The sequence below is a fragment of the Vibrio sp. TRT 21S02 genome, assembly GCF_050113675.1.
Lineage (GTDB): Bacteria > Pseudomonadota > Gammaproteobacteria > Enterobacterales > Vibrionaceae > Vibrio.
The window spans coordinates 1-13,776 of sequence record NZ_JBNJOI010000027.1; the positions used below are offsets into that span (position 1 = coordinate 1).

17 protein-coding genes and 1 pseudogene are annotated in these 13,776 nt (G+C 45.0%); 5 read left to right on the plus strand and 13 right to left on the minus strand.

Annotation, left to right across the window (positions count from 1 at the left end; translation table 11 throughout):
- Positions 1 to 242, minus strand: a pseudogene (locus ACQEXU_RS20500) (signal recognition particle-docking protein FtsY); the annotation flags it as partial.
- 261 nt (positions 243 to 503) lie between these two features.
- Between ACQEXU_RS20500 and rsmD the strand changes: the two are divergent.
- Both rsmD and ACQEXU_RS20510 read left to right on the plus strand, forming a co-directional pair.
- Positions 504 to 1,103 (plus strand): 16S rRNA (guanine(966)-N(2))-methyltransferase RsmD, encoded by a 600-nt coding sequence (gene rsmD / locus ACQEXU_RS20505; protein ID WP_427012121.1) that lies wholly within the window; start codon positions 504 to 506, stop codon positions 1,101 to 1,103.
- Positions 1,100 to 1,366, plus strand: coding sequence for a DUF1145 domain-containing protein (locus ACQEXU_RS20510; RefSeq protein WP_367987550.1), 267 nt, complete (start codon positions 1,100 to 1,102; stop codon positions 1,364 to 1,366). Before rsmD ends, ACQEXU_RS20510 begins: the two co-directional genes overlap by 4 nt.
- A gap of 37 nt (positions 1,367 to 1,403) precedes the next feature.
- On the opposite strand, the gene ACQEXU_RS20515 is transcribed toward ACQEXU_RS20510, so the two are convergent.
- The 4 genes from ACQEXU_RS20515 to ACQEXU_RS20530 all read right to left on the minus strand — a co-directional run bounded on the left by ACQEXU_RS20515 (position 1,404) and on the right by ACQEXU_RS20530 (position 4,322).
- Positions 1,404 to 1,988, minus strand: coding sequence for a YhgN family NAAT transporter (locus ACQEXU_RS20515; protein ID WP_367987551.1), 585 nt, complete (start codon positions 1,986 to 1,988; stop codon positions 1,404 to 1,406).
- Positions 1,989 to 2,071: 83 nt separating this feature from the next.
- On the minus strand, positions 2,072 to 2,308 hold the full coding sequence (locus ACQEXU_RS20520; RefSeq protein WP_367987552.1) for a YecH family metal-binding protein: 237 nt from the start codon (positions 2,306 to 2,308) through the stop codon (positions 2,072 to 2,074).
- A gap of 66 nt (positions 2,309 to 2,374) precedes the next feature.
- Complete coding sequence (locus ACQEXU_RS20525; RefSeq protein ID WP_367987553.1) at positions 2,375 to 2,998, minus strand: lysoplasmalogenase; 624 nt, start codon at positions 2,996 to 2,998, stop codon at positions 2,375 to 2,377.
- 955 nt (positions 2,999 to 3,953) lie between these two features.
- Positions 3,954 to 4,322, minus strand: coding sequence for a DUF4145 domain-containing protein (locus ACQEXU_RS20530; RefSeq protein ID WP_367987554.1), 369 nt, complete (start codon positions 4,320 to 4,322; stop codon positions 3,954 to 3,956).
- Between the two features lie 270 nt (positions 4,323 to 4,592).
- Between ACQEXU_RS20530 and ACQEXU_RS20535 the strand changes: the two genes are divergently transcribed.
- Entirely contained in the window at positions 4,593 to 4,922 is a 330-nt protein-coding gene (locus ACQEXU_RS20535) for a DUF2500 domain-containing protein (protein WP_427012122.1), read from the plus strand.
- 51 nt (positions 4,923 to 4,973) lie between these two features.
- Here ACQEXU_RS20535 and ACQEXU_RS20540 read toward each other — a convergent pair whose 3' ends face one another.
- The 7 genes from ACQEXU_RS20540 to rhtB form a co-directional block, all read right to left on the minus strand.
- Positions 4,974 to 5,987 (minus strand): acyltransferase, encoded by a 1,014-nt coding sequence (locus ACQEXU_RS20540; RefSeq protein ID WP_427012123.1) that lies wholly within the window; start codon positions 5,985 to 5,987, stop codon positions 4,974 to 4,976.
- A 107-nt stretch (positions 5,988 to 6,094) separates the two neighbouring features.
- Positions 6,095 to 7,318 carry an organoarsenical effux MFS transporter ArsJ gene (gene arsJ / locus ACQEXU_RS20545; protein WP_427012124.1) on the minus strand — a complete coding sequence of 408 codons (1,224 nt, stop codon included), beginning with the start codon at positions 7,316 to 7,318 and terminating at the stop codon, positions 6,095 to 6,097.
- Positions 7,319 to 7,378: 60 nt separating this feature from the next.
- Positions 7,379 to 7,870: a cyclin-dependent kinase inhibitor 3 family protein gene (locus ACQEXU_RS20550; protein ID WP_427012125.1), complete on the minus strand. Its 492-nt coding sequence runs from the start codon at positions 7,868 to 7,870 to the stop codon at positions 7,379 to 7,381.
- A 10-nt stretch (positions 7,871 to 7,880) separates the two neighbouring features.
- Positions 7,881 to 8,882, minus strand: coding sequence for an ArsJ-associated glyceraldehyde-3-phosphate dehydrogenase (locus tag ACQEXU_RS20555; protein ID WP_427012126.1), 1,002 nt, complete (start codon positions 8,880 to 8,882; stop codon positions 7,881 to 7,883).
- 18 nt (positions 8,883 to 8,900) lie between these two features.
- Positions 8,901 to 9,242, minus strand: a complete 342-nt coding sequence (locus ACQEXU_RS20560; protein ID WP_427012127.1) for a metalloregulator ArsR/SmtB family transcription factor — start codon at positions 9,240 to 9,242, stop codon at positions 8,901 to 8,903.
- A gap of 98 nt (positions 9,243 to 9,340) precedes the next feature.
- Positions 9,341 to 10,567, minus strand: coding sequence for an EAL and HDOD domain-containing protein (locus ACQEXU_RS20565; protein WP_367989219.1), 1,227 nt, complete (start codon positions 10,565 to 10,567; stop codon positions 9,341 to 9,343).
- Between the two features lie 34 nt (positions 10,568 to 10,601).
- On the minus strand, positions 10,602 to 11,219 hold the full coding sequence (gene rhtB, locus ACQEXU_RS20570; protein ID WP_427012128.1) for a homoserine/homoserine lactone efflux protein: 618 nt from the start codon (positions 11,217 to 11,219) through the stop codon (positions 10,602 to 10,604).
- A gap of 79 nt (positions 11,220 to 11,298) precedes the next feature.
- Here rhtB and ACQEXU_RS20575 point away from each other — a divergent pair, with 79 nt between their 5' ends.
- On the plus strand, positions 11,299 to 12,288 hold the full coding sequence (locus ACQEXU_RS20575) for an alpha/beta fold hydrolase (protein ID WP_427012129.1): 990 nt from the start codon (positions 11,299 to 11,301) through the stop codon (positions 12,286 to 12,288).
- Between the two features lie 143 nt (positions 12,289 to 12,431).
- Positions 12,432 to 13,256, plus strand: a complete 825-nt coding sequence (locus ACQEXU_RS20580) for a Cof-type HAD-IIB family hydrolase (protein ID WP_427012143.1) — start codon at positions 12,432 to 12,434, stop codon at positions 13,254 to 13,256.
- Between the two features lie 38 nt (positions 13,257 to 13,294).
- On the opposite strand, the gene ACQEXU_RS20585 is transcribed toward ACQEXU_RS20580, so the two are convergent.
- Positions 13,295 to 13,765, minus strand: coding sequence for an EVE domain-containing protein (locus tag ACQEXU_RS20585; RefSeq protein WP_367987564.1), 471 nt, complete (start codon positions 13,763 to 13,765; stop codon positions 13,295 to 13,297).
- Positions 13,766 to 13,776 lie beyond the last annotated feature (11 nt).

A 13,776-nucleotide genomic window follows, 5' to 3' on the forward strand; every position in this document is an offset into this window, starting at 1 on the left:
TCTGCTTCTGCTTCTGCTTCTGCTTCTGCTTCTGCTTCTGCTTCTGCTTCTGCTTCTGCTTCTGCTTCTGCTTCTGCACGCAGTGTCTCGTCTTCTTCGACAGATTCAACAACTTCCGTTGGTGCTTCCACACTTTCAGTTTGTTCTTGTTCTGGTTGTTGTTGATCTACCGATTGTTTGGTTTGCTCGTCATCTCCAAAGCCAAGCCAAGAGAGTAATCCACGCTTCTTTTTTTCCGTCATCTGGGGGATTTCCTAGATTTACTGTATTTAACGCTGATTTTTCTTGTGCAGCGATTATCCATGCGCAAGAAAAACAAATGACAAAGTTATGAAAACTTTCCTAGCACGTTGCACTCTTGAGGCAATGCATTAAGCAATTTGCTTAATGCATCCACTAGGGGTTTAGGTATACACTCTGTCATCATAAAATTTTGGGCTGTATCCAGGTTCATTTCCTGGGCGACTGGATATAGTATCACTTAATTAACGGTCGAAAAATCTATGGTAAGACGTCGCCAGCAAAACACATCACAAAAAAAGCCATCCACGGGCTTTGTTCGTATCATCAGCGGCTTATGGCGAGGCAGAAAACTGCCAGTTCATAATGCTGAAGGGTTACGTCCAACCACAGATAGAGTGAAAGAAACGGTCTTTAACTGGCTCGCTCAAGATGTTCCCCAAGCAAAATGTCTGGATTTATTTGCAGGCTCTGGCGGCCTAGGTTTTGAAGCAGCCTCTCGCCAAGCAGAACACGTAACGTTGATTGAGCTCAATAACGACGCATTCAAGCAGTTACAACAGAACATCAACGCACTTAACGCCAGTAACCTCAGTGCACACAACACTGATGCGCTGAGTTTTTTGCAGCAGCAAGGTACGCCTCATCATGTCGTCTTCATTGATCCGCCTTTTCGTAAAGGCTTGCTCAGCGAAACGATAAGCTTACTCGAGCAAAATGGCTGGTTGGCTGATGACGCGATGATCTATATTGAGACAGAAAAGGAACTCACGCTGGAAGGTATTCCAGAAAACTGGCATCTGCATCGCGAAAAACAAGCAGGACAAGTCAGCTACCGATTATTTGAAAGGACGTCATTATGAAAATTTTGCTTACGCTCGCCAAAGCAGCAATAGGATTTGTTTGGTTTGTTTTGTTTTTAAACTTCTTTTACCCATTCCCTGGTAAAGCAGCTATTGCACTGTACATACTAACGGCATTTCTGTTCTTTATGCATGGCTTGCAAATGCTTATCTTTGTTGGAGCCTTTGGTGACAAAATTAATATGAGCCGATGGGAAAAGTGGTCGATATTGGCGTTTGGGATTTTTGCCTTGCTCGATATTCGCCGAAAACACATGACCTAATAATCAAAACGCCACTCATTGAGTGGCGTTTTACGTTTTAAGCCAAGTAACCCTTTAATCCATCTAGGAACATCTGGGTTGAAATCATCACCAACAATAAGCCCATCAAGCGCTCAACGGCTTTAAGCCCTCGCTCACCTAACACGCGATGGAAAAATCCATAGAACATCAGAATAAAGAAAGTCGCGCCCCACGCTAAAATGACAGCGCCAGAAAGCTCTAGCAATTTATCGGGATGCTGAGTCGACAACAATAATAAAGCCGCAATAACGGAAGGCCCTGCAATCATTGGAATCGCCATCGGTACGATGAAAGGTTCGTCCCCGGCGGCCAACCCGGTAATGCTGCCAGCACTCGGAAATATCATCTTAATCGCGATAATAAACAGAATGATCCCGCCAGAAATACTCAATGTTTCTGGCTGCACGTGTAAAAACCCGAGAATGCTTCGTCCGGCAAAAAGGAATAACATCAAAATGAGCAATGCGAATATAAGCTCTCGGATCAAGACTTTACGACGGCGCGCCGGATCGAGATGTTTCAGTATCGATAGAACAATCGGAAGGTTACCAAGCGGGTCCATGATAAGAAAAAGCATGGTCGCGGCAGAAAGAATATCCATGTGTGTAAGCCTGCAAACGAACAATCGCCGCAGTATAACAATCAAAGCGGCGGATTGTTAGCCAACAGGCCATGTCGAAAGCATTAGTGACTGCAAACACGCTCTGCGTTGATATGCCATTTGCCTTCGATAGCCACAATCTTTTGTCGCTCAACAAAGAACATAAGCAGCTTATCAAGATCAAAACCACTAAGCTTGCACGTCCGGAATTGAGCATCGTCACCAAATTCAGTCGCAACCGCTTGACGCAATTCCGACTCAGTCATTGGCGTTTCACGTAATAGATTAAGTACATTGTGAGCGTGAATTTCATTCGACATCATCATTCCTCTTTTTTCGCGAGCACATGCTGAAGCATAGCAAAAGCATGACTGAAAACTTTGATTTTAGATAATCAGAGAAGCGGTAATCAATGCATGCGCCAGTAAGTAGCTACCAGAGATCAAATACTGGCCAAGAGCAATCGAGTGACGGTAGTCATGGAGTGCCAATACTGCTGCAGAAGCCGTTAGCGTCAGTGTTCCTGCAAATGCTAAGGCAGCTGAGCTTGTACGTTCCAACAACCATACTTCACCCGCCGCCCAATTGAGCTGTATCAAGACCATCCCCATGATGACAACAGGAAAAATAAAACGATCGATTTTGGGCAGCAATAAGAAAAACGCCACCACAGCCGCACCAAGTAGCATAGCAGGCAACCACCAAACGATATCGCCAGATAATTGAAGCCAAAAGAATTTACTGTAACTCAATTGCGCAAGTAGAAAGAACGCAAAACACAGTCGTTGCTTCCGCCTGAAGATGTATAGGGCATCAGCAAGCATTGAAACAATAAGCCCACCCGCAATCCATACTAACGAGGTACCCAAATCCCCCGCTTGAGTCAAAAGCATAAATAACAACAGAGACAGCGTGAGCGTTTTAAACGTAGCAGCCTGAAACTTATTATTGTTTTCACTTGCAGAAATACTGATAAACCCGGCTAGGGCTACAGAAAGCCAGCTCCACATGTAGACACCTCTTGTTTCATTCGACGCCAGTGTATGGAGGACAATCAATATGTCCAGTCGGCGGTTACAAAACTTGGATCTTGATTGTGCTTCATCGTGCTCATCATAGCTTGTCTCAACGCTGCTTCATCATTCACCTTTAAGACATAGTCTCCATTTCTGACACATTGGCTCAAGTTCAGTAAATTTCGCAGATAAAACACAAAAACAGCCATCTAATACGAAAGTTAACCAATAGAAATTCTCAACAATATTAATTTAAATCAATAAGTTAAAACATAAAACTCAAATAACATCATTCTTTATCACGTCACACCACACTCGAGCGGAACAAATTTCTCTTCTACAAGCGATCTTAACTAGGCAATTGATGAGAATTAATATCATGTAGAGGTTATTTTATAGCAAATAGTAAGACCAATGTAAGATCGATCTCCCTGAAAGGCCCTAAACCACAAAATACAAACTTTTCAATTCGAACACGAATTAAACAACACAAAAATCAAAACAAAAACAATACGTTACATAAGTAGAAAAATCAAAATCAGATATAACCCAAACAAAAAACACTAAGAAAATTCATAAAATAACGGCCTAAAAATGGCATTTATCGTCATGACAAAGTTATTTTTTTGTGGCTTTGACAGAAAACAACTTGATCAAACCACAAAAACACTGCTATTCTAAAAAACATACAGTTAAACATCACTTTTAAGGAGCAGTGTTATGATTACATCATCACAAAAACAAGGACTTGTAATGATCGCGGTAGTAGTTGGCCTAATGACGCTGCCGATGATGTACTAATTACCAGTCAAAAATAAAAAAGGGACGCTTTCGCGTCCCTTTTTTATTTTCTGTCTAGTGCATCACCAAAATCAGTGTATTTTAGCGGCAAAGGTGAATGATTGCTCAAACTATAAAACAGTGTTTTTCTTAAGTTATCCTATCGATTTCATTGCAAATGCTGGCTAAGTACATCCCAATGTGCGTAATAAAACAAAATAGCAGCTAAGGTGATCAGCATCATCAACATAATTGCAGCTCGCCAGATAAAGCGCCCACTTCGAGGGGTCAGTTCTTTTTCGCATTCATCGCAAACTGAAAGAAAAGCTTGAGAGTCATCTAAGGCGAATTCCTCTTCGTGCGCAGCCTTATTACGTACAGTCGCAATGTATCTGAGTTTCTCAATCACATCGTGAGGCAACCGTTCCTCACAGCTCGTAATTAATTGATGCAGCCCCGTTCCCTCTGCGTGATATTGCTCTCGAAGCAACCGCTCAATTTTACGGGTGCGCGCAACCACTTTCTCCATATCCGACATGGCTTCCCTCCATCGCATATAAGTTTAGGGTGTGTTTCCTCATTCTTCTATATCTGCTGAGGTTTTACGACAGGCGTAAGATAAATTTGTGCAAGAGAATCAATAAATAGAACAAAATGCACCTAAGTGCGTATTTTTTACGCAATTATGGTGAGTGACCTCGATCGTATTTTCATTACTTGTAACTAAAAACCCAAAAAAGGATGTGTTGGCTCCACAGTAAGTGGTAGAGAAAATCGTTAGAATAAAGCCTTAAATCAGGAGGATGACATGCCTATTTCGCTTTTTGCTGCTGTAGTTTTGCTGGCTGTTTTAGCCGGATGGGTTTTTGTTGGCTTTTATCGTCGGCATATTCAAGGGAAGGATGCCCCCGAGCAAACCGCAGAAGTCACGATTTTAGATAAGCAGGCTATCGAGGTCGACGAGGTTCAACCAGGACAAGACGATCAAGAGTACTGGATTTACGTTCAAAAAGGGAAAATTGGGCCAAAGCGTGAATTTCAAGTCGGCATTCACTACTACCATGCACTCAATCCCGGAGATAAGGGCATGTTAACTTATCAAGGCGATAAATTTCTTCACTTCGCCCTACGCCGATAAAACACTGCGACCTTTCGCTAGAACATGGATTTAAGCGAAAGGTCTCTCCCTCTATGGCAAGAGCCAACGCGTTTTATTCCAACGGGAAAGCAACCAACTCAAAGCTAACGCCCCCACTCCACTAATGATCACCCAGAAAGGGATCACCCAAACCGGATGCCCATCATGCCAAGCGTAGGTTTTCATCAGCCATAAAAAAATGGGATGCAGCAAGTAAATGCCTAGACTATGTTGACTGATAAAAGCAACGATTTGATTGGTACGTATCGAGAGTGATTCTCCCACATAACGGCAAAGCATAAAGATCATACTCGCAGCAAAAACCACATTAAGTGTTTTGTAGGAAAGCCAGCGACCCACACTGTACTCACCATTAGCCACGCTAACAGAAATCACCATATAGGCTGTCAATAGCAATGCAGTGACCCCAAGTAGGGTAAAAATGCCGATGACAGCTCGATTGAGTGGCACCTTTTGATACAACACATAGCCAAGCGGCAAGTAACCACTATAGAGCCACAATTCGGCACTCCATGGCCCATCAATACGTAGCAAAAATAGGATGGTCGTCACTAACCAAACGGCTAAGTAAGCGTACAGTGCTGCACTATCTAAGTGACAGACCATCCACTGAAATAAAGGAATGACGAAGTAGAGCGGAATGAAATAATAAAAGAATCCAAGGTGATAGTAGGTGGCGTGATCAAGTCCATTGCTCAGTACGTCTTTGGCAATAGCACTATCGTAGCCATTGATTGTCCAACCGGAAAACCAAGCATAAAACAGTGACCAAACAATGAAAGGAAGCAACACTTTGCCCAGACGACGCTTAATGTAGTACCCCAATTCAAAGGGACGCGTATCACTAAGCATTAAGGCACCGGTGATCAGAATAAACACTGGAACCGCCCACCGAATAACGCTGTTCAACCCAACGGCTGTAAACCATTCTCCAAATGGGATCACTCCGAGTTCTGAGCGGTAAGGAGCCAAGACATGGATCGCGATAACTGCAATTGCAGCTACACACCTCAATAAATCAAAAAAGCGAATTCGTTCTCTCACGTCACCATGCCCAATCGGAGTAATGGAAAATGTTCACCGCTCAATATAGCAACAAAAAAAGCTGACCGAGTACGAATTCGAGTCAGCTTTTGGTGAGTTTTTCATCATCACAGGCTAGAGGATGAGGCAAGCTTTGGTAGCTTTATCGAGATCAAGGTCGTCAAGGCTAAAAAGGCAAAGGAAACCCAAAGACAAGCAGATAACCCGGCTAACTGGAACACCCATCCAGATAGAATGGTACCAACTAGCCGCCCCATAGCATTCGCCATATAATAAAAGCCAACATCAAGCGATACGCCATCCCCTTTCGCATAGCTCACAATCAAATATGAATGCAGTGACGAGTTAATGGCGAAGACAGCACCGAAAATAAGTAAGCCCACAATGATCACGAGCTGTGGCTGCCACCCCGTCTGCACGGCATACGCGATGAATCCTGTCACCAGCGCCAGTAGCGCTGCCCACCACATTGCAGCTTGTCCATCCGGTACTTTCCCTTGTGCTTTACCGGTGATCTTAGGAGCAATGGCTTGCACCATGCCGTAAGCGATCACCCAGCTTGCAAGAAAGCCTCCCACCCACAAGTGGTCCCAGCCAAACGTTGTTCCCAAATACACCGGTAGCGCAACCACAAACCAAACATCACGAGCACCAAAAAGAAACAGACGCGCAGCCGACAATATGTTGATGGAGGCAGACTTAGAAAAGATCTGACTAAACTTAGGCTTGCTCTTCGCCTTCCCCATGTTGCTCTCCAAAGAGAGTAAACTACCAACCAACACCAAGCTGAGAATAGCCGCCATCAACAACACAGCAGAAGAGAAACCAACAAGAGACAGCAGCAAACCGCCAATAAAGAATCCAAGTCCTTTTAACGCATTTTTTGAGCCGGTTAAAATCGCAATCCACTTGTACAATGCGCCCTGTTGTTCATTAGGGACCAATGTTTTGATGGAGCTCTTCGCACTCATTTTATTGAGATCTTTAGCTATACCTGAGAGGGCTTGTGCCACCATCACCCAAGGGATGGTTAACCAAGTCACTGGTACCGCGAGCATTAGTAGAGCTACGATTTGCATCGCCAGCCCCAGATTCATGGTCTTATTTAATCCTAATCGCGCACCAAGCCAGCCACCAACTAAGTTAGTAACCACACCAAAAAACTCATAAAACAGAAATAACGATGCTATCTGTAAGGTGGTGTAGCCCAAATCATGAAAGTAGAGCACCACCAGCATACGCAGTGCTCCATCCGTGATGGTGAAGTTCCAATAATTAAAAGTCACCAGCATGTACTGGCGTACGCTTTTCTCAAGATGAGCCAATAACATATATTACCTTTGTACGGCTTTGAGAGCATTTGGCCTACCATGATCCAAATGCTCTTTCAGCTAACTGAGAGCAATCCGCTCTATGTATTCACGCTGCACAGGTTTGGTGAATGCCCCCGGGCGCAAGGCTTGCACTTGTTCAATGATTTGTGCCAGTGGCCACCCTTGTTCCAAAAGCAGATGAGCAGCGAGTAACCCCGTACGGCCAGAGCCTCCCATACAATGCATCGCAATTTTTTCATCACGTTGAAGCGCTTGATGCAGCGCAGGGCTGACGACCTGCCATTTGCCTGCAAAGGCCGAGTCTGGCGCGCAATCATCTTCGATTTCAAGTTGATACCATCGCATCCCCAATGCTTTAACCTGCTCACCAAGTTGAGCAACATCTTTGGCCATCAACTCATCATCACTCAGCGCGGTCACCACACTGGTTACCCCGTTTGCTTTCAGTTGCATTAACGACGCTTGTAGCGGCTCACCTTTGGTTCCCGGACACGGCGTCAATACCAAACCACCTTGCGGTAATGGCAATTGCCAGATTGGATGTGTCATGTTTACTCTCCTAAGCCAATCCCACATTACGTGCTAATTCAGCCGTACGTGTGGCATAGCCCATTTCATTGTCATACCACGCATACACTTTCACCATGCGCTCTCCGACCAACATGGTTGATTGCGCATCGACAATGGTAGAACGCTGATCACCACGATAATCAATCGACACTAATGGCCGCTCTTCAAAGCCTAGAATGCCTGCTAATTCACCTTGCGACGCTTGTTTAAGTAGCGCATTCACTTCTGCCACACTGGTCTCGCGTTTCACGTTAAACACGATATCGGTCAGTGACGCGTTGGCTAATGGCACACGTACCGCGTGACCATTAATGCAGCCTGCTAATTCTGGAAAAATTTCAATGATGGCTTTAGCACTGCCAGTCGTTGTCGGGATCAGGCTCATGCCACATGCACGAGCACGACGCAGGTCCTTATGAGGCGCATCTAAGATGGTTTGTGTATTGGTGAGATCATGAATAGTAGTAAATGAAGCCTGTTCTATCCCCAAATGTTCATGAATAACCTTCACAACAGGGGCAATACAGTTGGTGGTGCATGAAGCCGCAGTCACAACGCGATGTTTATCGGCATCAAAAATATCATCATTGACACCAACCACAATATTAGCCACTTGCGGGTCTTTTACTGGCGCAGAGACCACTACGCGCTTCACGTCTTGGTCAAGGTAGCGCTGTAAATAAGCCATATCACGATGAACACCAGTTGCTTCAATCACCACATCACAACCCGACCAATCAACAGCATCGATTTCTCGCTCCTGCGTGGTACGAACGCGATGTTGTGCAATCACCATCTCATCACCTTCCGCGTGCACCGCATGCTGCCAGCGGCCTTGCACCGAATCAAACTCAAGCAAATGAGCCAGCGTCGAGCAATCACCCGCAACATCATTGATATGCACAAATTCCATTTCAGTCCAATCAAAAGCCGCACGCATCATCAAGCGTCCAATGCGGCCAAAACCATTAATTCCAACTTTAATCGTCATGGTCATTCCTTCCATTATTTATTGACAACATACTGGACGTGACTGCATTGCATGTAATCGTTCAATATCTTGCAGGTATTCGGTTCTTAAACATTGTGATGCCACCAGATCTTCAATCAGCTTGTTCATCCATCCGGGCAAATTGTTAGCAAGGCGATAGAACACCCACTGCCCTTGCCGGACATCCACTAACAGACCACTAGAGCGAAGTTGAGCCAGATGACGGGAAATTTTGGGCTGACTTTCTTGCAGGGCTTGAGTCAGCTCACCCACAGAAAGACACTGCTCACGAACAATGAGCAACAAACAACGCACTCGTGTTTCATCGGCAAGCAGTTTAAAAAAATGGTGTGGCAACATAAAACATACTCATATATGGATATGCATATATATTGCTTAGTAAGAAGTAGAAGCGCAAGACTTAGGACGTCATTGTCACAAAAGTTTCATGATGGAAGTTAGATCAGGCAGTGGATATCCTGACTCCAGCGCTGGGCCTCTGAGATTTTAGGCATCACCTCATCTTGGCTTAAACCAAGCATGTCACACGCTTGCGTAAAGCCAGACCAATCAGCGCGTTCATAGCACTCGCCTAACGAGATCAATTCACCATAGGGGCCTTGGCGTTGCAGCAGTGCTAACTTGATGCTTTGATTGAGCGGCAGTTGCTCAACCAAGCTTTCTAGTGACATGTCCAACAAGGCGTCCAATACCGATAATAGCCCGATCAGAAAAGCCTGTTCCCGATATTGATTAAAAGGGGTTTGACGTGACATCAGCTGACAAAACTGCGCCCGTTGCAATGAAAGGTTATACAGCTCTTTTGGCTTTTTCGCTGAAATGAATGAGGCCGCAGCCAGCGAAACAAAAATCTTCAGCTTATCTTGCCCCAAATAAACCAGCGCCTGACGAAATGACGAAATGGAAACTTCGAGACGATCAGACATCGTATTCACAAAACGCAGCAGCTTATACGAGAGCGCCATGTCTTTTGCAACCAGGCGTTCGACCTTATCGAAATCCACTTCAGGCTGGCACACCTCGCGAAACAGCTCCAACGCAATCAATTGTTCAGGGCTCACGTAGCGCTGCTTGATCAACTCCGGTTTACTAAAAAAGTATCCTTGAAATAACGTGAATCCAGCAGAGCGAGCTACAACAAACTCTTGCTCAGTTTCAACCCGCTCAGCAAGAAACTTGCGCTTGCTTCCTTTGGCTAAACGCTCACGCACAAAGTCACAGGCAGCCTCTAGCCCCATCGCCATGATGTCGAGTTTAACAATGTGAACGAAAGGCAAAAACCGCTCCCACTCTGGGCTATACACAAAATCATCAAGTGCAATTAAATAGCCACGAGCATTGAGCTCTTTGATGGCTTCTAACAACTCATTTGTTGGCAGACAGGTCTCTAATATCTCTACCACAATCTGCTCTTTGGGGAGACTCAGTGGTAGGCGATTCACCAGACTACGATAAGGGAAATTGATAAAGCAACGTGAGTGAGAAACGGGCTGCGCCCCACCTAAGGAAAGAAAATTTTCAGTGATCAGGCGATAGGTCGCCCGATCACTATCAACATGACTGGGATAAGCATTGTTTTCACCGTCACGAAACAACAGTTCATAACCGAGCGTGTGACGACGGCCATTGAATATTGGTTGTCGTGCGACAAAAGTTGTGTGCATAGAATCAGTTAGCTCATATTTAACCGGCAGCATTTTATGCTTTAGCAGCTGCTAATAATGCCCCACAACCCACAAACATGGAACCGAAGACTTTATTTATTCTGGCCATGATACGGTCTGAACGAATAAAGCGCCCCATTTGCGATGCTAAAGAGGTGTAGCCCAACATCACAAACGCATCGATGATGACAGTCGTGATACCTAAGATAAGCAGCTGAACCAATTGATCGCCCGCCGGGTCAATAAACTGAGGAAATAAGGCAACCAGAAAGACGATCGACTTCGGATTGGTCAGGTTGATCAGGATTGCTTTTTTCATCAACGTACGACCCGACAAGTAATTATCACTTGCCGTTGCAGACAAGCTGCTATGATCACGCCATTTTTGAATTCCCAACCAAACTAGGTACGCTGCCCCAACCCATTTAATGATGGTAAAAGCGAGTGCCGATTTCGCCACAAGAGCGCCAATCCCCGCACCCACCAGCATGATGTGGATCGCCAAACCAATTTGCAACCCGACAATCGCCGCTAATGATTTTCGAGTACCATAACTTAAGCCATTACTGATGGAGTTGACGGTACCTGAACCGGGAGCAAGACTAAAAACAATGGCCGTCACCACATAAGCAAACCAAACATGAAGATCCATCACATTTCTCCTCGACTTAATGCCAATAGGCCCACATAATTTAAGTTCATTCTTATATTCAATACCAATGCTGGAAGTCATGAATTATTCGAGCAAAGATATTACTCCCTCTTATACTCAAGAGTCGCATTTTGAGCAAGTTATCAATGCTCAAGCTGCTGAACTTTGGCAAAACCGACAAGAAGGCTTCATTAAGTCACACGATAAAACACGTCTGTTTTGGGCCGCATTGACCTCAGAAAGCCATGATAAAGCCATTGTGGTTGTTAATGGCCGTATTGAATGTTGCTGGAAATATCAGGAGCTTTTCTATGATTTGTTTCAGCAAGGGTATGACGTGTACTCGTTTGATCATCGCGGACAGGGGTTATCCGACCGTTTAATTGAACCTGAGCAAATGGGGCATGTCAGCGAGTTTGATGACTATATCCATGATATGCATGCGGTGCTCGAAAGCTTTCCATTAGCGCGTTACCAAAAACGTTATCTGCTAGCTCATTCGATGGGAGGGACGATCGCCACGCGCTATGTACAGCATTATCCAACTCATGGCTTCCGTGCATTATCACTCAGTGCCCCGATGTATGGGATTAACATGCCAAGCCACTTGCGCCCTATCGCGCTACCGCTAGCGGTCGTGTTAACCAATATATCCAGCCAACCAACCTACGCTCCCGGCCATCAGGCATACTTTCCAAAACCATTTGAGAATAATCCACTCAGCCAAAGTGAGGTCCGTTATCGTTGGTTTCGAGCACTCTATGAGACAAAACCTCAACTAAAAATTGGCGGCCCCAGCACCCGTTGGGTATGGCAAGGGATACTGGCAGCAAAACAGTGCATCTTGCACACACGACAAATCAACTTGCCTCTGCTGGTACTGCAAGCCAGTGAGGACACCATCGTCTCCAACCCTGCACAAATTAAGTTCATCAAAAAACTGGCCAACAGTAATACCCAGTGCGGTTTTAAGATCATCCATGGCGCAAAACATGAAATCTTGTTTGAACGTGACGAATACCGGAATCAAGCACTCGATGCAATCCTGTATTTTTTCTCTCAACATTAAAACCGGAAAAAACAATCTGACTTTTTTACCCTCTTTTTTCCTCGTTATTTACAGTAAAATCCATCCTCAATCTCATAGGACTCTTCATGAGTACCTAAACCACTCACTGTAACGAGGGTGATATGACCGTAGTCTTAGATCCAATGCCTGTTCTCCAAAATACTTTTCACGTTGTCGCATCCGATTTAGACGGAACCTTGCTGGCACCAAACCACCAGCTGAGCGACTTTTCAAAGCAAACGTTGAAAGAGCTACATAACCAAGGCTTCACCTTTGTTTTTGCCACTGGCCGCCACCATGTTGATGTTGCTGGCATTCGTCAATTAGCCGGTATTCCTGCTTACATGATCACATCCAATGGTGCGCGCGTACACGACCAGCATGATCAACTGATGTACAGTAAAAACGTCCCCTCTGAGCTGGTTCAAGCGGTGATTGATATCGTCAAAGACGATCCAGAGCTCTTCGTTCATATGTACCAAAACGAAGAATGGTTGTTGGACAGAGACGACGAGACGCTACGGACTTTCCATGAAGAATCAGGTTTTACTTATAAGCTGTTTGATATTAACAACGCACCTACTGATGGGATTGCGAAGGTCTTTTTCACCCATCCCAAGCAAGAGCATGAACACTTAGTCCCGTTCGAAGATAAGCTCAATGAAGTGTTCGGTGACAAACTGAACATCGCCTTTTCAACACCTTGGTGCCTTGAGGTGATGGCAAAGGAAGTATCCAAAGGGGATGCACTAAAAGCGGTGGCTGAATCACTTGGCGTCACACTTGAAAATTGCATCGCGTTTGGTGACGGTATGAATGATGCAGAAATGCTCTCTATGGCAGGTCGCGGCCTCGTAATGGGGACGTCACATCATAAAGTTAAAGAAGCGCTGCCAAACAATGAAGTGATTGGCAGTAACGAAGAAGACGCCGTTGCGCATTATCTGCAACAGCATCTCTTAAAATAATCAACTAAAACGAGGGCAGCAGAGGCTGCCCTTGTTATTTAACGCTGGCTCGGCAGCTTCTCCTTACCTAAAATCGCCAACCATTCATGCTCTGCTACCGGCATAATAGAGAGACGATTCCCGCGCTTCACCAACGGCATATTCTCAAGTTCCGGCATCGCTTTTAGCACCGACAGTGGGATCACTCTGTCCAGCTTACGCACAAATTCAATATCCACCATCACCCAACGTGGGTTATCACGGTCAGATTTCGGGTCAAAGTAATCACTTTCAGGATCAAAAGCAAAATGGTCGGGATACGCTTCCTTCACCACCTTGGCAATTCCAGCTACACCAACCTGTTTGCAAGATGAATGATAAACCAATACATGATCACCCAACTTTACTTGGTCTCGCATCATATTACGCGCTTGATAATTGCGCACCCCCTCCCAACATGAGGTGTTTTGTGTGCGAAGCGTGTCAATAGAGAAAGTGTCTGGTTCTGTTTTAAATAGCCAATATGCCATAATGCATGCCA

Excerpts from the sequence above, each read along its gene's own strand:
- rsmD (WP_427012121.1), top strand. The coding sequence starts at position 504 with ATGGTAAGACGTCGCCAGCAAAACACATCACAAAAAAAGCCATCCACG.
- ACQEXU_RS20585 (WP_367987564.1), bottom strand. The coding sequence starts at position 13,765 with ATGGCATATTGGCTATTTAAAACAGAACCAGACACTTTCTCTATTGAC.
- ACQEXU_RS20565 (WP_367989219.1), bottom strand. The coding sequence starts at position 10,567 with ATGCACACAACTTTTGTCGCACGACAACCAATATTCAATGGCCGTCGT.
- ACQEXU_RS20520 (WP_367987552.1), bottom strand. The coding sequence starts at position 2,308 with ATGTCGAATGAAATTCACGCTCACAATGTACTTAATCTATTACGTGAA.
- ACQEXU_RS20575 (WP_427012129.1), top strand. The coding sequence starts at position 11,299 with ATGAATTATTCGAGCAAAGATATTACTCCCTCTTATACTCAAGAGTCG.
- arsJ (WP_427012124.1), bottom strand. The coding sequence starts at position 7,318 with ATGTTATTGGCTCATCTTGAGAAAAGCGTACGCCAGTACATGCTGGTG.
- ACQEXU_RS20580 (WP_427012143.1), top strand. The coding sequence starts at position 12,432 with ATGCCTGTTCTCCAAAATACTTTTCACGTTGTCGCATCCGATTTAGAC.
- rhtB (WP_427012128.1), bottom strand. The coding sequence starts at position 11,219 with ATGGATCTTCATGTTTGGTTTGCTTATGTGGTGACGGCCATTGTTTTT.
- ACQEXU_RS20530 (WP_367987554.1), bottom strand. The coding sequence starts at position 4,322 with ATGTCGGATATGGAGAAAGTGGTTGCGCGCACCCGTAAAATTGAGCGG.
- ACQEXU_RS20515 (WP_367987551.1), bottom strand. The coding sequence starts at position 1,988 with ATGGATATTCTTTCTGCCGCGACCATGCTTTTTCTTATCATGGACCCG.
- ACQEXU_RS20550 (WP_427012125.1), bottom strand. The coding sequence starts at position 7,870 with ATGACACATCCAATCTGGCAATTGCCATTACCGCAAGGTGGTTTGGTA.
- ACQEXU_RS20555 (WP_427012126.1), bottom strand. The coding sequence starts at position 8,882 with ATGACGATTAAAGTTGGAATTAATGGTTTTGGCCGCATTGGACGCTTG.
- ACQEXU_RS20525 (WP_367987553.1), bottom strand. The coding sequence starts at position 2,998 with ATGTGGAGCTGGCTTTCTGTAGCCCTAGCCGGGTTTATCAGTATTTCT.
- ACQEXU_RS20560 (WP_427012127.1), bottom strand. The coding sequence starts at position 9,242 with ATGTTGCCACACCATTTTTTTAAACTGCTTGCCGATGAAACACGAGTG.
- ACQEXU_RS20535 (WP_427012122.1), top strand. The coding sequence starts at position 4,593 with ATGCCTATTTCGCTTTTTGCTGCTGTAGTTTTGCTGGCTGTTTTAGCC.
- ACQEXU_RS20510 (WP_367987550.1), top strand. The coding sequence starts at position 1,100 with ATGAAAATTTTGCTTACGCTCGCCAAAGCAGCAATAGGATTTGTTTGG.